The organism is Lysobacter hankyongensis (assembly GCF_039543145.1).
GTDB lineage: Bacteria > Pseudomonadota > Gammaproteobacteria > Xanthomonadales > Xanthomonadaceae > Lysobacter_I > Lysobacter_I hankyongensis.
In genome coordinates, this window is sequence record NZ_BAABJE010000030.1 from 18908 (window position 1) to 38857 (window position 19950).

Sequence of the window (19950 nt, forward strand, 5' to 3'; positions counted from 1 at the left end):
CATTCGGATGCGAGCGATCCGCACTCGCATCGTCGCCGCGCTCGTTCTGCGGTCGGCGATCGCGGCGCTGCTGTTCGCCATGCTGCTGGCGGGCTGTCATCGCGGGACCCGCGCCGATGCGCCGCTGACCGTCGTCACCCTGAATCTCTGGCACGACAAACAGGACTGGCCGCATCGCCAGGACCTGATCGTCGCCGGACTGCAGGCGCAGTCGCCGGACGTGATCCTGCTGCAGGAAGTGCTGCAGGACGCCGGATTGCCGAACCAGGCGGCGACGCTCGCCGAACGGCTCGGTTACCGGTACCGGTTCTTCTCGGTCGATCCGCCGGATCGCGCGCGTCGTTACGGCAACGCGATCCTGACCCGCGCGGAGCCGCTCGCGACGCACGAGATCAAACTCGCGCCGCTCGACGATTACCGCAACGCCGGCCATGTGCTCGCCGACATCGGCGGCCGCCGGATCTCGATCTACGTCACCCATCTCCACCACACCGCCGAGGGCGGCGCGATCCGCGCGCGGCAGGTCGAGGACCTGCTGGCCTTCGTCGCGGCCACCCGCGGCGATGCGCCGGTGTTGATCGGCGGCGATTTCAACACCCGCGCCGACGCGCCCGAATTGAAGCCGCTGGCCGATGCCTTCGTCGACGCCTACGCCACCGCGCATCCCGGCGAGGATGTCGACGCGCCGGAACGCAGCACGCTCAACACGCATGCGGGTCACGCGCCGCTGCGCATCGATCACGTGTTCTTCCCGCGCGATGCCTTCCGCATCGACGATGCGCGGATCATCCTCGATCGCGCCGATGCCAACGGCGCATGGCCGTCGGATCACTACGGCGTGCGGGTGCGCCTCCTGCCGCGCTGATGCTGCGATCCATACGGCACCCATGGCGAGTGGCGATGGCACTCCGAACGGAATTGATCGCGCGCAACATTCCAGCCGCGGCGTGCCGGATAACATGTCGCGCATGAGGTCTTTCCGTCGCCCGCATCGATGGCTCTCCGCGCTCGCGCTCGCCGCGAGTCTGCTGCTGTCGCTGTTGCCCACGGTGGGGCGGTTGCAGCAGGCGTTCGCGCAGGAGGCGCAGGACGCCGTCGTGCTGGCGATGTGCACGGTGCGGGGCCTGGAATACCTGCCTGTTTCGCGTCTCGATGCCTTGTCTGCTGATCGGCCGGCGCCGCAGCGCGATCCCGCACCGGCCGGCCATGGCGACGACTGCGCCTATTGTCCGCTGCTGGCCTCGCTCGATCTGCCGGCTCCGCCGCCGATGGCGCATCCGGCGTCCGTGTCCTCCTCCGACGATCTCCGTTCGCCGTCCGATCGCGGCGTCACCGCTGCGCATCGCATGGGCCTGGGCCCGCGCGGGCCGCCGACGATGGTTTTCGCGGGCTGATCGCCCGTCCGATCCACACATTCCAGCGCCTCGCATGCGTCGCGCGCCTGCGTGCGCAGCGCGCGCGTGCCCTCGCGCGCACGACACCGAATCCAGGAGTTCCACCATGCCGTTCCGTTTCCGGCCGCTCGCTGCGGCCATCCTCGCCGCGCTTCCGCTCTGCGCGTCCGCCGCCGAACCCGCCGATGCGCACACCCCGTCCGATGGCGACACCGCCGTCGCCACCCTGCCCAGAGTGCTGGTCGAAGCGGATCGCGCCTCGATCGCGCCCGCGCGCCGCGTCGAACAGGGCGCCCTCGATCGCGCTGCCGCCACCGACGACACCGCCGCGCTGCTCGATCGTCTGCCCGGCGTGTCGATCAACCAGGCGGGGGGCGTGTCCGGTCTGCCGTCGATTCGCGGTCTCGCCGACGATCGTCTGCGCATCCTCGTCGACGGCGCCGACATCACCGCTTCGTGTCCGAACCACATGAATCCCGCGCTGTCCTACGTGTCGCCGTCGGCCGTCGGCCGGATCGTCGTCTACCCGGGCATCGTGCCGGTCTCGAAGGGCGGCGACTCCATCGGCGGCAGCATCGTCGTCGACACCGCGCCGCCGACGTTCGCCGCCGCGGGCGAAGATCCGCGGTTCTCGGGCGAAGTCGGCGCCTTCTACCGCAGCAACGGCGACGCCCATGGCGCGAACGTCGGCGCGACCTGGGCCAGCGAACGCTTCCGCATCCATTACGCCGGTTCCACCGCGCGCGCCGACGATTACCGCGCCGGCGACGACTTCAAGGATTACGACTTCACCGGCCGCGCCGGTCACGACCTCGATCGCGACGAGGTCGGCTCCACGGGATATCGCGTGCACAACCAGCGCCTGGATCTCGCCTGGACCTGGGGCGACCACCTGCTGGAAGCGAAACTCGGCTGGCAGTCGATCCCCGAACAGGGCTTCCCGAACCAGCGCATGGATCTCACCGACAACCGCCAGCGGCGACTGAATCTGCGCTACCTCGGCGATTTCGACTGGGGCCGGCTGGACGTGCGCGCCTATCGCGAAACGCTCGAACACGCGATGGATTTCGGCGCCGACAAGCGCGACTGGTACGGCATGGCGTCCGGCGGGCAGTTCCCGCCCGGCGGCAACGCCGTGGCGTGTTCGCCGCTGGGATCGACCTGCGCCGCGGGCATGCCGATGCTGACCGAGAGCGACACCACGGCGCTGTCGGCGGAGGCCGATCTGGTGCTGGGCGAAGACGATCGCCTGCGCCTCGGCGTGGCGCACCGCAGCTACCGGCTGGACGACTGGTGGCCGCCGTCGGGCGGCATGATGTGGCCGGGCGTGTTCTGGAACATCCGCGACGGCCGGCGCGACCGCAGCGCCGGCTATGCGGAATGGGAGCGTCGTTTCGATGCGCGCAGCACCCTGGAACTCGGCGTCCGCTACGAACGCGTGCGCATGGATGCCGGCGATGTCCGCGGCTACGACCCGGCCAGCAACATGATGGGGTCGTACCAGATGCGCGACGCCGCGCGGTTCAACGCCAGCGATCGGGACCGCAGCGACGGCAACTGGGATGCGACCGCGCTCTATCGCTTCGCCGCCAGCGACCGCACCGATCTCGCGCTGGGTCTCGCCCGCAAGACGCGCTCGCCCGGTCTCTACGAAGTCTATCCGTGGTCGACGTGGACCATGGCCGCGGTGATGAACAACTTCGTCGGCGACGGCAACGGCTACATCGGCAATCCCGATCTGCGCCCGGAGCGTGCCGCGACGGTCTCGCTCACCCTCGACCGGCATGCGGCCGATCGCGGCTGGGAACTGCAGATCACGCCGTACTACACGCGGATCGCAGACTACATCGACGCGGTGCAGTGGGATCCCGCGACCAACGCGCCGCGCGCGGTGCCGATGCGCGACGCCTTCACCACGCTGCGCTACGCCAACCAGAGCGCGCGCTTGTTCGGCGTCGATCTGTCCGGCAAGGCGACGTTCGGCGAAACCCGCTTCGGCACGTTCGGCGTCGAAGGCGAGCTGGCGTGGTCCAGCGGCGAGAACACCCGCACCGGCGACAATCTCCATCATCGGATGCCGCTCAACGCGCGGATGGCGCTGACCTGGCGCAACGGTGGTTGGGAAGGCGCGCTGGAAGCGGTGGGCGTGGACCGCAAGAACGCCGTCTCGCGCGTGCGCAACGAAGTCGAGACCGCCGGCTACGGCTTGGCGAATCTGCGGCTGTCGCGCGAGTGGTCGCGGCTGCGGGTGGATGTCGGCGTCGACAATCTGTTCGACCGTTTCCATGCGTTGCCGACCGGTGGCGCCTACGTCGGACAGGGCACCACGATGTCGATCAATCCGGCGGCGCCGAACTATCCGCGCTGGGGCATCGCCGTGCCCGGCGCGGGACGTTCGGTGTACGCGGCGGTGAAGGTGACGTTCTGATCGCAGACGCTGCGCGCATCGATTCTCCCTGCCGGGCCTCCGCGCCCGGCAGGGCGGATGCGCGTCGCGATCAACCGGCGGTGCAGAGCGAGGTCCGCCAGCTGTGGTCCTCGCCCCAGGTGCGATAGCCGGCGGTGTCGATATGGATCGCGGTCGGCGTGTAGAACCCGAGGCCCATGTCCAGCGCCTGTCCATGTTCGCGCCAGAACGCGCAGAGTCTTTCGACGTTGTCGCCGCGCTTCGGCAGATCGAAATCGATCGCGCGGTTTTCCAGATGCTTGCTGCGGGCGCTGCCGCCGGCGCAGGTGTTCATCGCCGGATCGCGATACACCGATCGCGCACGCTGCGGATCGACGATGCCTGCGTCGCGCAGGCGTGCGACCAGACGCAGCGTCGGTGGCATGTTCGCCTGCAACGCCGGCGGCGGGACGTCGAACTCCCGGTTGCCGCAGAGCCGCCAACGGCGCGCGGTCCGCGCCAGCGCGGCGGCGGGAACGATGTCGCCCACGCCTTCGCTCCGCAGGTAGGCCGCATAGCCTTCGGCGGCGTCGCGATGCCCGGCATCGAGCCAGCGGGCATGCCGCGATGCCGGCGGCAGGATCGAGGTGCAGGCGCAGAGCGCGACGCCCAGCATCGCGAGCGCGAGCCAGCGTCGGCGCGGCGCCGTCTTCATCCTGCCAGCACGAAGCCGGCGACCACCCGGCGGCCTTCGCTGGCGAGCACGTTGAACGTGCGCGCGGCGGCGGCGTTGGTCATCGTTTCCAGACCGATGCCGCGCGAGAGGCAGGCGGCGAGGGTGGCGGCGGGCGGAAAGGTCTGGCGGTCGCCGCAGCCCAGCAGGACCAGTTCCGGCGACAGCGCGAACAGCGGTTCCAGATCGGCCGGCGACATCGCGGCCACATCACGCACCGGCCAGGACTCGACCAGCGTGTCGGGGGACAGCAGGAAACTCGCGGTCAGGCGGCGGTCATTGACCAGCGCGCCGGCGCCGTCGGCACCGCGCAGGAAGAATTCGTGATCCGGACGTTCGAGATGGAGCTGCATCGGCCGGCGCTCACGCCCGCGGCAACACGATCTGGCGGTGGTCCGTGCTCTGGCGGTACAGCACGGCGACGTTGCCGATCCGTTGCACCAGGGTCGCGCCGCTGCGGCCGGCCAGGTCGGCGACCATCGCATCGCGGGCGTCGCGGTCCTCGGCGGCCACCTTCACCTTGATCAGCTCATGGTGTTCCAGCGCCAGATCGACCTCGGCCACCAGCGCGTCGGTCAGGCCCTTGGCCCCCACCTGCAGCATCGCTTTCAGGCCGTGGGCGTGGCCGCGGAGGAATCGGATCTGGGCATTGGTGAGCGTGGACATGCGGATGGCGTCTCGTGTGGCATGCGGGCGCCAGGGGGCGCCAGCGGAAGAGCGGATCGGGCCGGCAGGGTATCATGGCCCGCACGCCGGCCTTTCCGGCTGCCTCCGTCCGCCTTCCCGAGCCGTATTCCCCGCATGACCCGCAGCAAGAGCAGCCACCGCTGGCTCAAGGAGCACTTCTCCGACCCCTACGTCAAAAAGGCGCAGGCGGAAGGGCTGCGGTCGCGGGCTGCCTACAAGCTGGAGGAACTGGTCGAACGCGACCGCCTGCTCAAGCCGGGCATGGTGGTGGTGGATCTCGGCGCCGCCCCCGGGGGCTGGTCGCAGTGGGTCCGCCAGGCGATGGGCGACAGCGGCCGGGTGGTGGCCCTGGACATCCTGGACATGCCGTCGCTGGCCGGGGTGGAATTCATCCACGGCGATTTCCGCGAGGACACCGTCCTCGCCCAGCTCGAAGGTCTGCTGAACGGGCAGGCCGTGGACCTTGTGCTGTCCGACATGGCCCCCAATATGAGCGGAGTCGACGCGGTGGACCTGCCGCGGGCCATGCATCTGGCGGAGCTGGCGATGGATTTCGCCGACCACCACCTGCGGCCCGGGGGCACCTTCCTGATCAAGCTGTTCCAGGGGGTGGGGTTCGACGATTACGTCCGGGCCTTGCGCAAGCGCTATGCCCGTGTCGTGATCCGCAAACCGGCGGCCTCGCGCAAGCGTTCCACCGAGGTCTACGCCCTCGCCCAGGGCAGGCACGCGGCTCCGGCCGGGTGAGGCGCAGGGCGGTATCGGCGGTTCCGGTCGTGCGTTTCGGCGGCGTGCGTCGGTTCCACGTTTCGAAAGCAGTACGTTTCCAACCATGCGTCCCCGCGGGGGACGTCAGCGAAGGGTGAACATCTTGGCCAAGAATCTGCTGCTGTGGGTGATCGTCGCCATCGTGCTGATGGCGGTGTTCCAGAGCTTCACGCCGTCGGGGATGACCGCGGGCGACAAGCCGCTCACCTACGACCAGTTCGTGCAGCAGGTCCAGGGCGACCGCGTCGCGAAGGTCGTGATCGAAGACGACGGCATGACCATCCGTGGCCAGCGCAAGGACGGTACCCAGTTCTTCACCTACAGCCCCGGCGACCGCGACATGGTCAACGACCTGATCAAGCACAAGGTCGAGATCGAGCAGAAGCCGCCGTCCTCGGGCCGCAATCTTTTCCTCAGCCTGTTGTTCAACCTGCTCCCGATCGCGCTGCTGATCGGCGTGTGGCTGTACTTCATGCGCCAGATGCAGCAGGGCGGCACCAAGGGCGCGATGTCCTTCGGTCGTTCCCGCGCCAAGCTGCTCAACGAAGACCAGACCAAGGCCACCTTCGCCGACGTCGCCGGTTGCGACGAAGCGAAGGAGGAAGTCGCCGAACTGGTCGAATTCCTGCGCGATCCCGGCAAGTTCCAGAAGCTCGGCGGCAAGATTCCGCGCGGCGTGCTGATGGTCGGCCCGCCGGGCACCGGCAAGACCCTGCTCGCCAAGGCCATCGCCGGCGAAGCGCGGGTGCCGTTCTTCAGCATCTCGGGTTCGGACTTCGTCGAAATGTTCGTCGGTGTCGGCGCCAGCCGCGTGCGTGACATGTTCGAGCAGGCCAAGAAGCACGCGCCGTGCATCATCTTCATCGACGAAATCGACGCCGTCGGCCGCCATCGCGGGTCCGGCATGGGCGGCGGCCACGACGAGCGCGAGCAGACCCTCAACCAGATGCTGGTCGAGATGGACGGCTTCGAGGGCGGCGAGGGCGTGATCGTGATCGCCGCGACCAACCGTCCCGACGTGCTCGACAAGGCGCTGCTGCGCCCGGGCCGTTTCGATCGCCAGGTCATGGTCGGCCTGCCCGACATCAAGGGCCGCGAGCAGATCCTGCGCGTGCACATGCGCAAGGTGCCGCTGAGCGACAACGTGCGCCCCGAAGTGCTGGCGCGCGGCACCCCGGGCTTCTCCGGCGCCGATCTGGCCAACCTGGTCAACGAAGCCGCCCTGTTCGCCGCGCGCCGCAACAAGCGCGAAGTGGAGATGCAGGACTTCGAGGACGCCAAGGACAAGATCTTCATGGGTCCCGAGCGTCGCAGCATGGTCATGCGCGACGAAGAGCGCCGCAACACCGCGTATCACGAATCCGGCCACGCCGTGGTCGCGATGTCGCTGCCGAAGGCCGATCCGGTGCACAAGGTCACGATCATGCCGCGCGGCTGGGCGCTGGGCCTGACCTGGCAGCTGCCGGAGCACGACCAGCTCAGCAACTACAAGGACAAGATGCTGGAGGAGCTGTCGATCCTGTTCGGTGGCCGCATCGCCGAGGAACTGTTCATGGGCAGCATGTCCACCGGTGCATCGAACGATTTCGAACGTGCGACCAAGCTGGCGCGCGCGATGGTGACCCGCTACGGCATGTCCGACGCGCTGGGCACGATGGTCTACGCCGACGACAAGGATTCCGGCTTCGGCCTGCAGAACAAGACCATTTCCGAGGCGACGCAGCAGAAGGTCGACGCCGAGATCCGCCGCATCCTCGATGAGCAGTACGCGGTCGCGCGACAGATCCTCGAAAGCAAGCGCGACATCGTCGAAGCCATGACCGCCGCGCTGATGGAGTGGGAGACGATCGACGCCGACCAGGTGAAGGACATCATGGAAGGCCGCGAACCGACGCCGCCGGCCGGTTGGACCAAGAAGCCGGAGTCGACCAAATCCGATCCGCCGACGCCGCCGGCGGTCAGCCTGGGCGATCCGCAGGCCAGCACCTGATACGACTTGCTCCGCAATCCCGAAAAGGCCAGAGTCCGCTCTGGCCTTTTCCGTTTCCGGGACCTCCGATGTTCGATATTTCTCCGCAACTCGACTGCGCCGGCCGCGTGCTGGTGCTCGATCGCCCGCGCGTGATGGGCGTCGTCAATGTCACCCCGGATTCGTTTTCGGACGGCGGGCTGCATGCCGACGTCGACACCGCGGTCGCGCATGCGCTGCGGCTGGTGGAGGAGGGCGCGGACGTGCTCGACATCGGCGGTGAGTCCGCGCGTCCGGGCGCGAATGGCGTGTCGGTCGAGGAAGAACTGGCGCGGGTGATTCCGGTGATCGAGCGGCTCGCCCGCGAGACCGCGCTGCCGATCAGCATCGATACTTCCAAGCCCGAGGTGATGCGCGCCGCGGTGGCCGCGGGCGCCGGCATGATCAACGACGTGTACGCGCTGCGGCGCGAAGGCGCGCTCGATGCCGCTGCGGCGCTCGGCGTGCCGGTGGTGCTGATGCACATGCTGGGCGAGCCGCGCTCGATGCAGGATGCGCCCGATTACGAGGACGTGGTCGCCGACGTACACCGTTTCCTCGCCGAGCGCATCTTCTCTGCGGAAATGGCCGGCATCCCGAAGAAGCGGATCGTGGTCGATCCCGGTTTCGGCTTCGGCAAGACCACCGCGCACAATCTCGCGCTGCTGGCGCGCTTCGAACGCTTCACCGATCTCGGCGTGCCCGCGCTGGCCGGCCTGTCGCGCAAGCGCAGCATCGGCCAGATCACCGGCCGCGACGATCCGCACGCGCGCATCCACGGGTCGGTGGCCGCGCACGTCATCGCCGCGCAACGCGGCGCGAAGCTCCTGCGCGTGCACGATGTCGCCGCGACCGTCGATGCGCTCAAGATCTGGAACGCGGTGGCGGCGGTGCCGATGCCGAAATCGTCCGCGTCCGCATCGACGGGCATCCGCTGGCCGGACGATGTCTGACCCGTCGCGCTTGTGCACAACATCTGTGGACAAGTATCGGGATTGTTCTGTGGACAACCCGCTGCGGCCCTGTCGTGGCGGGCCCCGCAGGCACTCTGGCGAAAAAAACGACAGCCGGTTCCCGGGTTCCGCGTGATCAAAAATTGACCACATCGGCTGCAGGCCCCACTGCGACAGGGGCGCAGCGATTCATCCACAGACTTGTGCACGCGTTGTCCACAGAACCTGTGGATGAGGCCACATCGTGTCTCTGCATGCTTGACATGTCGTGATTGACTTTGACTCCGTCGGCACACTTCAGCGTCGGCGTTCGCCCGCGCCGCGCATGCGGTTCGTGACCTGCGGCGCCTGCGCGGGCGTCGCCATCGATATCGAGGCCACGATGGGCGCACGCGGGCGCAGCAGCGGCCGTGCGCCGCGGCCCGGCGAAAGCGGCGTCGTCTGCTTCCAGTGACGCAGCAGCGTGCGCAGCGCTTCCGGCGCGTTCGTGGGCGTCGCCAGCCCGGCCTGATTCTTCGAATTCTGGCCGTGACAGCCGGCGCAGGTGCGGATTTCGCCGGGCTGCATCGTGATCCAGACGCGCTCGCGGACGATGGCGACGCCGGCACCGTCGGTGGTCTGCCAAGTCAGCGCGCGATTGGCCGGCACCAGCGCCGCGGTGGAGCCGTCGGCGGCGATCCGCACGCTGCCGGGCGGCCCGGACGCATTCGCCGGATTGCGTCCGGCATCGATCGGTTGCGCGATGAGGCGGCGCCCGGCGGAGAAATTGTCGTAGCCGCGGACGGCGTTCGCCTGAAGGATCTGGTAGTGGGCGATGTCGTACACGCGGCCGCTGCCGCCGATCGTGCTGGTGCCCAGCGGCACGCGCAGGTTGAACGGTTGTTGCCTGTCGCCGCGATCGCGGCTGGTCTGGTTGCGGGTGACGATCAGCGCGAGACCATTGGCCTTCATCCAGTCGCGGAAGACGTGTTCGCTGATGCGTTCTTCGGCGAACACCGCGGCCTCCGGCGCTTCGATGACCGGCTGCGCGATCGGAGGTCGCGGACGCGCCACGACTTCGACCGGCTCGATCTCCCATAGCGGTCCGTTGTAGACGAGGGCGACGTCGGGACTCCACCACGACACCGTTTTCTGGATGCCCGGCGTCAGCGACGGACCCGCTTCGAGCATGCCGCTGCCGTTCGTGACCAGCTGGCGCAGGCGGAACAGGGTGCCGGTCGCGGTGGTCGGACTCGTGGTGTGCGAGGCCACCATCTGCCCGCCGGTCATCGGCAGCGGATTGCGGAACCGGCCCGCCGGCAGGCTGCCGTTCGTTTCCGGCGGCGACGCGTCCTCGAAGACCATCTGTTCCGCGTTCATCGTCGGCGCTCCCGTGAAGCGCACGATCTGGTTGGAAGTCATCGAGCCGAATTCGCGCGCGAGGATGGCGTAGTAGACGCCGGGCGTCTTCGGATCCTCACGGACATGGAACACGCCGCCATCGTGACGGATGTATTTGCGGTTGGCGATGATGCTTTCGTTGGTGTAATCGCTCAGCGCCGGATCGTCGATGAACGATCGCGGCAGATAGCCGAACGCCATTTCCTGCCGGCCGATGTGGTTGAGCGTCAGCTCTTCGCTGCCGTCCTGGTGCATCTGCCACGGCGTGAACAGATTGCTGGTGAAGCCCGCCACCCGGCCGTACGGGCCGGTCGATGCCTGGCGCGGTTCGGGGAAGACTTCGGTCGGTGTCGCCAGTTTCGTCGCGCCGGGCGCTTCGCCCGCGTAGTTCACCGCGCCGTAGGTGCCGGCGTCCGCCTGCTGGTCGCGCTGCAGATGATCCCAGCGCACGAAGATCAGGCGGCCATAGCTGTCGATGGTCGGCGAGAACGCGCCGCTGGGCGTGTGGTTGAGCATCCGCACGCGGCCGCTGGCGGGATCGAGGCTGTACAGCCCGGTGATCGTCGAGGTGCTTTCGTATTCGTCGAGCTGCGGATAGAGATGCGCCGCGCCGCCGATCGGGCGGTCCGACGCGAACAGGATGCGATCATCGCTCGCGTACAGCGGCGAGACGTTGTTGTAGTCCGCGGGCTGGTTCGGCACCTTCGTCACGACCGCGGTCTGCCCCTGGGCCAGTCCGGTCACTTCGTACAACTGCCACTTGCCGGTGCTGTCGACGTACTGCCGCGGCGGCGCGCCGACCACCATGCTGAAGATCGCCTTGTCGCCGTTCCAGTGCACGGTGGGTTCGCGCACGGCGATGGCGTTGTCGCCCTGCTGGCCGTCCATGCCGTAACCGGCTTCGCGGGTGAGATTGCGCAGGCTGCCGTCCGGATACCGGATCATCAGATCGCCGCCGCGGGGCACAGAACCGATGCCGGGCAGATGATTCGCGAAGGTCGACATCCGGCTCGCGAACGGGTCGCTGCCGGGCGTCGGCACCTGGGTGACGAACAGCACCGGATTCTGCAGGGGCGCGCCGTTCACGGCCTTCGTCGACGCGCGCGCCGCGGACGTGGTCGCGTGTGCCCTGTCATCGGTGACCGCGGCATCGCGCGCGGCGTTCGATGCGGACGCGGAATCGACGTCGCGGCCGCAGGCGGCCAACAGCAGCACGCAGGCGAGGGTGGACATCGCGATGCGTGGAGACGAACCGGACGCTGGAAACATGGCGTTGCCCTGCCGATGCGGTCGGCTGCCGTCGCGCTGCGAGTGCCCCCCGGTGTCCGCGCCTGCAGTCTAGGCGGCGTCGTGCGGCCGGGCTGTGATCCGATTCACGCTCCGTCGGCCGATGTGGCCTGGGCTCCGTGTGCGCCGGTGCCATCGCGGAAGGAGCGCACCCGCGGATCCACGATCCGGAACCACAGCGGCGGGCACAGCGCGAGCAGGAACATCGCGGCATAGCCGCCCGGCAACTGCGGGCTGTCGTCGTGATGCAGCAGGGACTGGTAGCGGCGGCGCGGCGTTTCGTGATGATCGGAATGACGCTGCAGGTGGAACAGCAGCAGGTTGCTGAGCAGATAGTCCGAATTCCACGAGTGCAGATGCGTGGTGCGTTCGTAACGACCGTCGGCGAGTGTCCGCCGCTCCAGGCCGTAATGCTCGATGTAGTTGATGATCTCCAGCGCGCACGCCGCGAAGAACCCCTGGGCGAGGAAGTACGCCGCGCCCGCCGGCCCCAGCCACAGCGCGAAGACGGCGATCAGCGCCAGCCACAGCGCGCTCCAGCGCAGCAGTTCGTTGTCGGCGCTCCACCAGTGTCGCCCCTGTTTCGCCAGACGCTGCGCTTCCAGGGTCCAGGCGTTCGCGGCGTTGCGCAGCAGCGCGCGCGGCAGGAAGTGCCACAGCGATTGGCCGAAGCGCGCGCTCGATGCGTCCTCGGGCGTCGAGACGTGGACGTGATGGCCGCGCACATGTTCGATCTTGAAACCGTGATAGCCGACGCTGGTCAACAGCAGGCCGCCGGCGATGCGTTCGAGCGCGGTGTCCTTGTGGATGAGTTCGTGGGCGACGTTGATCGCCAGCACGCCGCCGACGATGCCCTGCGACAGCAGCCAGCCGGCGATACCGACGACGCCGAAGTCCGCGTGGACGAAATGCCAGCCCGACCATGCCATCACGCCGAGCTGCGCGGGCAGGGCGGCGAGCGTCATCGTCTTGAACCACATTGCGGAGACGCCGTCCGCTTCCAGCGCGCGCGCCTTGTCGGGCGTCGGATTGCGCGGGTCGTGGCCCAGCGCGTAATCGGCCACGGGCAGCAGCACGAACAGGAAGAACAGCGGAAACCACGCCATGAGGTCCGGCTGGCCGCTGCGCATGCCCAGCCAAGCGGCCGCGGGCATCAGCGCCGGCACCACGAACACGAACAGGAACCCGAGGCGTTTCCAGAGCGGCATGGCGTATCGAGGACGGGCGACGTCCACAGCGTACGCCAACGCATGGCCGATTCAACTGCGGCGGTCCGCGCCCGCGACGCCCGGTGGCCGGGGTATCCTCCCCGCTCATCGCCCTTCGACCGGAACCGCCGCATGACCGCTGGCCAGCCGCTGCTCATCACCTTCGGCATCTACCTCGCCGCCATGATCCTGATCGGCGTGTGGGCCTGGCGCTCCACCCGCAGCTTCGACGACTACATCCTCGGCGGGCGTTCGCTGGGCAGCGTGGTCACCGCGCTGTCGGCCGGCGCCTCCGACATGAGCGGCTGGCTGCTGATGGGCCTGCCCGGAGCGCTGTATCTCGGCGGCGTGTCGGAATCGTGGATCGCGCTGGGGCTGATCGTAGGCGCCTGGTGCAACTGGAAATTCGTCGCCGGGCCGCTGCGCGTGTACACCGAGCGTACGCGCAACGCGCTGACCCTGCCGGATTACTTCACCCACCGCTTCGAGGATCGCCAGCGGCTGCTGCGGGTGTTCTCGGCGGTGGTCATCCTGGTGTTCTTCGCGCTGTACTGCGCCAGCGGCATCGTCGCTGGCGCGCGCCTGTTCGAGAGCGTGTTCGGCGTGCCCTATGCCGAAGCGCTGTGGTGGGGCGCCGCGGCCACCATCCTTTACACCCTGATCGGCGGCTTCCTCGCGGTGAGCTGGACCGATACCGTGCAGGCCTCGCTGATGATCTTCGCGCTGGTGCTGACGCCGGTGATGGTGGTGCTGGGCAGCGGCGGCGTCGATGCCAGTCTCGCCCTGATCGAACAGACCGATCCGGCGAAGCTCGACTGGTTCAAGGGCGGCACGCTGGGCGTCGTCGGCATCGTCTCGCTGCTGGCCTGGGGGCTGGGCTATTTCGGCCAGCCGCACATCCTCGCGCGCTTCATGGCTGCGGATTCGCTGACCACCATTCCCAAGGCGCGCCACATCGGCATGTCCTGGATGGTGCTGTGCCTGTTGGGTGCGATGGCGGTGGGCTTCTTCGGCAACGCCTATTTCGCGACGCATCCGGACCAGGTCGGACCGGTCGCCGAGAATTCCGAACGCGTCTTCATCCAGTTGTCGACCGTGCTGTTCAATCCGTGGGTGGCGGGCGTGCTGCTGTCGGCGATCCTGGCCGCGATCATGAGCACGCTGTCGTGCCAGTTGCTGGTCTGCTCCAGCGCGCTCACCGAAGATTTCTACAAGGGCTTCCTGCGTCCGAACGCCAGCCAGCGCGAGCTGGTGTGGTTCGGCCGCGCGATGGTGCTGTCGGTGGCGCTGCTGGCGATCTGGATCGCGCGCGATCCCGACAGCAAGGTGCTCGGCCTGGTGTCGTATGCGTGGGCCGGCTTCGGTGCGGCGTTCGGGCCGGTGGTGCTGTGCTCGCTGTTCTGGGGGCGCATGACCCGCAACGGCGCGCTCGCCGGCATGCTGGCCGGCGCCGCGACCGTGATCCTGTGGAAGGAGATCGCGGTGAAGCAGCACGGCAGCGGGCTCTACGAAATCGTGCCGGGCGTGATCGTCGCGTTCGTCGCGATCTTCGTCGTCAGCCGCATCGGAAAAGCGCCTTCGGACGAGGTGCAGTTCCGGCACAAGGGCGTGCAGGAGACGTTGAAGGTGCATGGCTATTGAGAGCACCATCGCGCGATTGCAAAAACGCGTCATCCCCGCGAAAGCGGGGAGCCAACTCGATCCGCGATCATGCATGGGTCCTCGCTTGCGCGAGGATGATCGCCGTTTCTTTTCGCTCTTGTCGTAGTGCTTAGCATGCCAGCCGACAGCCGCCCCCTCGCCATCGCCCTGATGGGCCCGACCGCATCGGGCAAGACCGCGCTCGCGCTCGACTGGGCACAGCGCTTCGGCGGCGAGATCGTCAGCGTCGACTCGGCGCTGGTGTATCGCGGGCTCGACATCGGCGCGGCCAAGCCCAGCCGCGAAGAACTGGCGGCGGTGCCGCATCACCTGATCGACCTGCGCGAGCCCTGGCAGCCGTATTCCGCCGCCGACTTCGCCGCCGATGCGCGCGTCGCGGTGAAGGACATCGTCGATCGCGGGCGACTGCCGATCCTCGCCGGCGGCACCGGTCTGTATTTCCGCGCGCTGCTGCAGGGCCTGTCGCCGATGCCGCAGGCCGACCCCGCGATGCGCGTGCAGATCGAAGCCGAAGCCGCCGAACGCGGCTGGCCCGCGATGCATGCCGAACTGACGACAGTCGACCCGGCCGCCGCGGCGCGCATCCACGCCACCGACCCGCAGCGCATTCAGCGCGCGCTGGAGGTGTATCGCCTCAGCGGCCGCCCGATCAGCGCATGGCAGCGCGAGGCCAGCGCATCGCCGCGGTTTCCGTGCCGGGTGCTGAAACTCGCGATCGCGCCGCACGACCGCGCCGTGCTGCACGCGCGCATCGAGCGCCGTTTCGACGCGATGCTCGCGGCCGGCTTCCTCGACGAAGTGCGCGCGCTGCGCGCGTTGCCGCCCCTGCGCGACCACCCGGCGCCGCTGGATCTGCCGGCGCTCCGTGCGGTCGGTTATCGCCAGGCCTGGGAGCATCTCGACGGCGCGCTGTCCGCGGTCGAGTTTCGCGACCGCGCGATCTTCGCCACCCGTCAGCTCGCGAAACGACAGGGCACCTGGTTGCGCGGCGAACGCGATCTGCGCGTCTTCGACCCCGCAAACGACAACGCCGGTCTCGAAATGGCGGTCCTCGCATTCCTCGGCGACGGCGCGACCGGTCGATTCGACCTTCGGGCGGCTTCCGGTCAGCTCCCAGTTATGTAAACATCGGGCGTCCGGCAGGGGTAAGGTCGCGTCGCATGTCGACGGGCGGAGCCGGCGCGCGATGATCCATCGTCAATTCTCGAAGAATCCATTCTCGAAGAACTCATGTTTCAGCCAATAACAAGACCCAAAACGGGGAACACCATGTCGAAGGGGCAGTCTTTGCAGGATCCTTTCCTGAACGCTTTGCGCCGCGAGCGCGTTCCGGTTTCGATCTATCTCGTCAACGGCATCAAATTGCAGGGCACGATCGAATCCTTCGACCAGTTCGTGGTGCTGCTGCGCAATACCGTCAGCCAGATGGTCTACAAGCACGCGATCTCCACTGTCGTGCCGGCGCGCAACGTGCGCGTGGGCCCGGGCGGCGGTTACGTGCATTCGGCCTCCGATCACGACGAAGGCGCCCCGGTGGGCGCGCTCGTCGGCGACGACTGACGTCCTGCGGCGGCCGACCGGCCGCCGCGCGTCGATGCGGATCGCAGCGGATGCGGCGCGGAAGCGCCGCAGGCGGCATACTGCGCGTCCCGTCCCTACGGAAGTCCCGGCTTGTTCGAACGTTCCCGCAAGGGCGAAACCGCACTGCTGATCCAGACCCATGCCGGCGGCCCGCCGGAAGCGGACGTGCTGGAAGAATTCGCCGATCTCGCCCGTTCCGCCGGCGCCACGGTCGCGGCCGTGCTGCATGCGCGGATCGACAAGCCGAAGGCGGCGCTGCTGATCGGCAGCGGCAAGCTGGAAGAAGTGAAGGCCGCGGCCGACGCCACCGGCGCCGATCTGGTGCTGGTCAATCACACCCTCAGTCCGGTGCAGGAGCGCAACCTCGAAAAGGCGCTCGGCCGTCGCGTCGTCGACCGCACCGGCCTGATTCTCGACATCTTCGCCCAGCGCGCGCGCAGCCACGAAGGCAAGTTGCAGGTGGAGCTCGCGCAGTTGCGGCACATGGCCACGCGTCTCGTGCGCGGCTGGACCCATCTCGAACGCCAGCGTGGCGGCGCCATCGGTCTGCGCGGTCCCGGCGAAACCCAGCTCGAAACCGACCGCCGCCTGCTGCAGAAGCGGGTGGAACAATTGCAGCGCCGGCTGGAAAAAGTCGAAGTGCAGCATACGCAGATGCGTCGCGCCCGCGTGCGCAGCGAACTGCCGCGGGTCGCGCTGGTCGGTTACACCAATGCCGGCAAATCGACGCTGTTCAATGCGCTGACCGGCGCCGAGGCCTACGCCGACGACCGCCTGTTCGCGACCCTCGATCCCACCGTGCGCCGGATCGCGCTGCCCGGTGGCGGCGTGGTGCTGGCCGACACCGTCGGCTTCGTCCGCGATCTGCCGCACGAACTGGTCGCGGCGTTCCGCTCCACGCTGTCGGAAGCGCGCGAGGCCGATCTGCTGCTGCACGTGATCGACGCCGCGGATCCCCTGCGCGATGAGCGCATCCGTCAGGTCGACGCGGTGTTGAACGAAGTCGGCGCCGGGGATCTGCCGCAGTTGCTGGTCTTCAACAAGATCGATCGCATCGAGGGCGCGGTGCCGCGCCACGATCCGGCGCTGCGTTCGGCGACCGCGGGCGAGGGCGACGACGCGTCGACGGAGCACGATCCCCTGGCCGCGCCGCCGGTCGAGCATCACGGGCTGGAGGAGATCGCGCGCGAACGCGTGTGGCTGTCGGCCCGCGACGGCAGCGGCCTGGATCTGCTGCGTGCGGCGCTGGTGGCGCGGCTCGGCCTGCGTCGGGTCGCCGGTACCATCCATCTGCCTGCTCGTGCCGGGCGCCTGCGCGCGCGTCTCTACGCGCTGGAGGCGGTCCGCGCCGAGACCCACGACGAACACGGCGGCTGGACGATCGAGGTCGATCTGGCCCAGGCCGATGCCGAGAAACTGGCCGCCGGCCCGGGCGGCGATGCGCTCGATGCCCTGTTGCCGCGGGACGACTCGGACGATCACTGGCGGCCCGACCGCCAGCCCGACCGCCACGCCGATCCCGAGTCCGAACCCCAGCCCGATCAGGACCGACATCCCGACCCGGGCCGCGGCCCGGACGACGGCACCTTGTAAACTTCAACTCTCGCCCGCATTCCTGCGGAGCGCAACGGCTTCGGAGCAGGCATGGCCTGGAACACGCCCGGCAAGGGCTCGCCCGACAAGGGCAACAACAACGATTCGTCCGGTGGTTCCGGCAACCGCAATCCGTGGAAGCCCCGTCAGGGCGGTCGCGGCGGTGGCGGCGGCGGTTTCGACGACATCCTCGACCGTCTGCGCGGCCTGTTCGGCGGCGGCAACAGCGGTCCGTTGCGCTGGGTCGCGATCGCGATCGGCCTGTGGCTGGTCTTCAGCAGCTTCGTGCTGATCACCGAACAGCAGCGCGGCGTCGTGCTGCGCTTCGGCGAGTTCTCGCGGACCATGGACCCGGGCCCCAGCTTCAAGCTGCCGTGGCCGATCGAGAGCGTCTACAAGGTCAACGCCACCCAGATCAAGAACTACAGCGACAGCGTGCCGGTGCTCACCAGCGACGAGAACATCGTCCAGGTCGAGATCAACGTGCAGTACCGCATCAACAACGCGAGGCTCTACCTGTTCGGCACCCGCGACGGCGACGAAGTGCTGAAGCAGGCCGTGCTCAGCTCGGTGCGCGAGCAGGTCGGCCGCTCGACCCTCGATACCGTGCTCGGCGCGCGCGACGCGCTGGCCGTGGCCGCGCGCGTGCGCCTGCAGAAATCGCTGCAGGCCTACAACACCGGCCTGGTCGTTACCGAGCTCAATCTGCCCAACGCGCGTCCGCCGGAAGAAGTGAAGCCCGCGTTCGACGACGTGAACTCCGCGCAGCAGGACAAGGACCGCCTGATCAGCGAATCCCGCGCCTACGCCGCGAAGGTCGTGCCCGAAGCGCGCGGCGAAGCCTCGCGCACCCGCACCGTCGCCGAAGGCTACAAGACCGCCTCGATCGCCCGCGCCACCGGTGACGCGTCGCGCTTCACCTCGCTGCTGCAGCAGTACCGCGGTGCGCCGGAAGTGACCCGCAAGCGCCTGTGGCTGGAGACCGTGCAGCAGGTGCTGGCCGACAACCGCAAGGTCGTCGGTGGCGACAGTCGCCAGATCCTCTATCTGCCGGTGCCGCCCGCCCGCAACCAGGCGCCCGCGGCCGCCGCGGCGCCGCCGCCCGAACTGATCGCGCCCACCGTGACCGCGACCCCCGACGAAGACACCACGCGCAAGGGCCGCAGCAGCGGCCGCGATGGAGACGGCCGATGAGACTCTCGCTCTGGATCCTGATCGCGCTGACCGCGCTGTTCATGCTGTTCGGCTCGGTCTACGTCGTGCGCGAAGGCCACACCGCCATCGTCCTCAACCTCGGCAAGGTCGTGCGCAGCGACATCGGCCCCGGCCTGCATTTCAAATGGCCGCTGGTCGAAAGCGCGCGCATCTTCGATGCCCGTCTGCTGGTGCTGCCGGCCGAACCCGAGCGCTACCTCACCTCCGAACGCAAGGACGTGAGCGTGGACTTCTTCGCCGTCGGCCAGATCCAGGACGGTCGCGCGTTCTATCGCGCCACCGCCGGCGACGAGCTGGCCGCGATCGACCGCCTCGCGCCGATCATCAAGGACGCGCTGCGCAACGAAGTCAACGCGCGCACGCTGTCCCAGGTGGTGTCCGGCGATCGCAGCAAGATCGTCGACGCCCAGCTCGCCGCGATCAACAAGGGCGCGGCCACGCTCGGCGTGAAGATCGTCGACCTGCGCATCAAGCAGATCGATCTGCCCACCGACAGCCAGGTCATCCGCGACGTCTATCGCCGCATGAGCGCGCAGCGCCAGCAGGTCGCCAGCAAACTGCGCGCCGAGGGCGAGGAGCAGGCCAACCAGATCCGTGCCCAGGCCGACCGCGACCGCGCGGTGATCCTGGCCGAAGCCGAACGCGACGCCCAGAAGATGCGCGGCGAAGGCGATGCCGAGGCCGCGCGCATCTACGGCGGCGCCGCGAACGCCGACCCCGGTTTCTACGCCTTCCAGCGCAGCCTCGAAGCCTATCGCGCCTCGTTCGCCGACGGCGACGCTGTGATCGTGCTCGACAAGGACGATCCGTTCCTGCAGTACATGCGCAGCGATCGTTGAGGCCGGTGTCGCGATGACCGACCTCTGGGCCGCTCTGGCCCTCGTCGCCGTGATCGAAGGATTGATGCTGTTCGCCTTCCCGGGCGTCTGGCGTCGCGCGGCCGAACAGATGCTGTCGATGCCCCTCGGCCAGTTGCGCGTGGTGGGTGGCGTGGTGATGGCGGCAGGGCTGATCGCGCTGTATCTGGTACGCGGTTGACGCGATCGTTTCCGCTGCCCGGAATATTCCGGGTCCGTCCAGAAAAGTTCATGATCC

17 protein-coding genes and 1 pseudogene are annotated in these 19950 nt (G+C 68.4%); 13 read left to right on the forward strand and 5 right to left on the reverse strand.

Going from position 1 to position 19950, the window contains the following annotated elements:
- The first annotated feature begins 7 nt into the window (after positions 1–7).
- The 3 genes from ABD974_RS18290 (at position 8) to ABD974_RS18300 (ending at position 3822) form a co-directional block, all read left to right on the forward strand.
- The gene (locus ABD974_RS18290; RefSeq protein ID WP_345304787.1) at positions 8–865 is read left to right on the forward strand and encodes an endonuclease/exonuclease/phosphatase family protein; all 858 of its coding nucleotides are present in this window, start codon (positions 8–10) and stop codon (positions 863–865) included.
- 103 nt (positions 866–968) lie between these two features.
- Complete coding sequence (locus ABD974_RS18295; protein WP_345304788.1) at positions 969–1394, forward strand: DUF2946 family protein; 426 nt, start codon at positions 969–971, stop codon at positions 1392–1394.
- A gap of 106 nt (positions 1395–1500) precedes the next feature.
- Positions 1501–3822, forward strand: coding sequence for a TonB-dependent receptor (locus tag ABD974_RS18300; RefSeq protein ID WP_345304789.1), 2322 nt, complete (start codon positions 1501–1503; stop codon positions 3820–3822).
- 70 nt (positions 3823–3892) lie between these two features.
- On the opposite strand, the gene ABD974_RS18305 is transcribed toward ABD974_RS18300, so the two are convergent.
- Genes ABD974_RS18305 through yhbY form a run of 3 tightly spaced genes read right to left on the reverse strand, consistent with a single transcriptional unit; the run spans position 3893 to position 5179 of the window.
- Positions 3893–4495, reverse strand: coding sequence for a D-Ala-D-Ala carboxypeptidase family metallohydrolase (locus ABD974_RS18305; protein WP_345304790.1), 603 nt, complete (start codon positions 4493–4495; stop codon positions 3893–3895).
- The gene (locus ABD974_RS18310; RefSeq protein ID WP_345304791.1) at positions 4492–4866 is read right to left on the reverse strand and encodes an Mth938-like domain-containing protein; all 375 of its coding nucleotides are present in this window, start codon (positions 4864–4866) and stop codon (positions 4492–4494) included. The genes ABD974_RS18305 and ABD974_RS18310 overlap by 4 nt, the downstream gene beginning before the upstream one ends.
- 10 nt (positions 4867–4876) lie before the next feature.
- Positions 4877–5179 carry a ribosome assembly RNA-binding protein YhbY gene (gene yhbY, locus ABD974_RS18315; protein ID WP_345304792.1) on the reverse strand — a complete coding sequence of 101 codons (303 nt, stop codon included), beginning with the start codon at positions 5177–5179 and terminating at the stop codon, positions 4877–4879.
- 135 nt (positions 5180–5314) lie between these two features.
- On the opposite strand from yhbY, the gene rlmE reads away from it, so the two are divergent.
- The 3 genes from rlmE to folP all read left to right on the forward strand — a co-directional run bounded on the left by rlmE (position 5315) and on the right by folP (position 8929).
- A complete protein-coding gene (rlmE, locus tag ABD974_RS18320) occupies positions 5315–5947 on the forward strand; it encodes a 23S rRNA (uridine(2552)-2'-O)-methyltransferase RlmE (protein WP_345304793.1) in 633 nt (210 codons plus the stop codon).
- An 85-nt stretch (positions 5948–6032) separates the two neighbouring features.
- Entirely contained in the window at positions 6033–7958 is a 1926-nt protein-coding gene (gene ftsH, locus ABD974_RS18325; RefSeq protein ID WP_345304794.1) for an ATP-dependent zinc metalloprotease FtsH, read from the forward strand.
- A gap of 68 nt (positions 7959–8026) precedes the next feature.
- A complete protein-coding gene (gene folP / locus ABD974_RS18330) occupies positions 8027–8929 on the forward strand; it encodes a dihydropteroate synthase (protein WP_345304795.1) in 903 nt (300 codons plus the stop codon).
- Positions 8930–9226: 297 nt separating this feature from the next.
- On the opposite strand, the gene ABD974_RS18335 is transcribed toward folP, so the two are convergent.
- Positions 9227–11578 carry an HzsA-related protein gene (locus ABD974_RS18335; protein WP_345304796.1) on the reverse strand — a complete coding sequence of 784 codons (2352 nt, stop codon included), beginning with the start codon at positions 11576–11578 and terminating at the stop codon, positions 9227–9229.
- 104 nt (positions 11579–11682) lie between these two features.
- Positions 11683–12804, reverse strand: coding sequence for an alkane 1-monooxygenase (locus tag ABD974_RS18340; RefSeq protein WP_345304797.1), 1122 nt, complete (start codon positions 12802–12804; stop codon positions 11683–11685).
- A 132-nt stretch (positions 12805–12936) separates the two neighbouring features.
- Between ABD974_RS18340 and putP the strand changes: the two genes are divergently transcribed.
- From putP to ABD974_RS18375, 7 genes and pseudogenes are all read left to right on the forward strand, one after another.
- On the forward strand, positions 12937–14445 hold the full coding sequence (gene putP, locus ABD974_RS18345; RefSeq protein ID WP_345304798.1) for a sodium/proline symporter PutP: 1509 nt from the start codon (positions 12937–12939) through the stop codon (positions 14443–14445).
- 135 nt (positions 14446–14580) lie between these two features.
- Positions 14581–15591, forward strand: a complete 1011-nt coding sequence (miaA, locus tag ABD974_RS18350) for a tRNA (adenosine(37)-N6)-dimethylallyltransferase MiaA (RefSeq protein WP_345304799.1) — start codon at positions 14581–14583, stop codon at positions 15589–15591.
- A gap of 144 nt (positions 15592–15735) precedes the next feature.
- Entirely contained in the window at positions 15736–16026 is a 291-nt protein-coding gene (gene hfq, locus ABD974_RS18355; RefSeq protein ID WP_345304800.1) for an RNA chaperone Hfq, read from the forward strand.
- A gap of 111 nt (positions 16027–16137) precedes the next feature.
- Positions 16138–17538: pseudogene (gene hflX / locus ABD974_RS18360) on the forward strand (ribosome rescue GTPase HflX); the annotation flags it as partial.
- A 153-nt stretch (positions 17539–17691) separates the two neighbouring features.
- Positions 17692–18834 (forward strand): FtsH protease activity modulator HflK, encoded by a 1143-nt coding sequence (gene hflK / locus ABD974_RS18365; RefSeq protein WP_345304801.1) that lies wholly within the window; start codon positions 17692–17694, stop codon positions 18832–18834.
- Positions 18831–19694 carry a protease modulator HflC gene (gene hflC, locus ABD974_RS18370; RefSeq protein ID WP_345304802.1) on the forward strand — a complete coding sequence of 288 codons (864 nt, stop codon included), beginning with the start codon at positions 18831–18833 and terminating at the stop codon, positions 19692–19694. The genes hflK and hflC overlap by 4 nt, the downstream gene beginning before the upstream one ends.
- 13 nt (positions 19695–19707) lie before the next feature.
- A complete protein-coding gene (locus ABD974_RS18375; RefSeq protein ID WP_345304803.1) occupies positions 19708–19893 on the forward strand; it encodes a DUF2065 domain-containing protein in 186 nt (61 codons plus the stop codon).
- Positions 19894–19950 lie beyond the last annotated feature (57 nt).

Coding starts and splice junctions, on each gene's coding strand:
- hflK (WP_345304801.1), top strand. CDS start 17,692: ATGGCCTGGAACACGCCCGGCAAGGGCTCGCCCGACAAGGGCAACAAC.
- ABD974_RS18375 (WP_345304803.1), top strand. CDS start 19,708: ATGACCGACCTCTGGGCCGCTCTGGCCCTCGTCGCCGTGATCGAAGGA.
- ABD974_RS18290 (WP_345304787.1), top strand. CDS start 8: ATGCGAGCGATCCGCACTCGCATCGTCGCCGCGCTCGTTCTGCGGTCG.
- ABD974_RS18305 (WP_345304790.1), bottom strand. CDS start 4,495: ATGAAGACGGCGCCGCGCCGACGCTGGCTCGCGCTCGCGATGCTGGGC.
- miaA (WP_345304799.1), top strand. CDS start 14,581: ATGCCAGCCGACAGCCGCCCCCTCGCCATCGCCCTGATGGGCCCGACC.
- yhbY (WP_345304792.1), bottom strand. CDS start 5,179: ATGTCCACGCTCACCAATGCCCAGATCCGATTCCTCCGCGGCCACGCC.
- hflC (WP_345304802.1), top strand. CDS start 18,831: ATGAGACTCTCGCTCTGGATCCTGATCGCGCTGACCGCGCTGTTCATG.
- folP (WP_345304795.1), top strand. CDS start 8,027: ATGTTCGATATTTCTCCGCAACTCGACTGCGCCGGCCGCGTGCTGGTG.
- putP (WP_345304798.1), top strand. CDS start 12,937: ATGACCGCTGGCCAGCCGCTGCTCATCACCTTCGGCATCTACCTCGCC.
- ABD974_RS18310 (WP_345304791.1), bottom strand. CDS start 4,866: ATGCAGCTCCATCTCGAACGTCCGGATCACGAATTCTTCCTGCGCGGT.
- ABD974_RS18340 (WP_345304797.1), bottom strand. CDS start 12,804: ATGCCGCTCTGGAAACGCCTCGGGTTCCTGTTCGTGTTCGTGGTGCCG.
- ABD974_RS18300 (WP_345304789.1), top strand. CDS start 1,501: ATGCCGTTCCGTTTCCGGCCGCTCGCTGCGGCCATCCTCGCCGCGCTT.
- ftsH (WP_345304794.1), top strand. CDS start 6,033: ATGCGTCCCCGCGGGGGACGTCAGCGAAGGGTGAACATCTTGGCCAAG.
- rlmE (WP_345304793.1), top strand. CDS start 5,315: ATGACCCGCAGCAAGAGCAGCCACCGCTGGCTCAAGGAGCACTTCTCC.
- ABD974_RS18295 (WP_345304788.1), top strand. CDS start 969: ATGAGGTCTTTCCGTCGCCCGCATCGATGGCTCTCCGCGCTCGCGCTC.
- ABD974_RS18335 (WP_345304796.1), bottom strand. CDS start 11,578: ATGTTTCCAGCGTCCGGTTCGTCTCCACGCATCGCGATGTCCACCCTC.
- hfq (WP_345304800.1), top strand. CDS start 15,736: ATGTCGAAGGGGCAGTCTTTGCAGGATCCTTTCCTGAACGCTTTGCGC.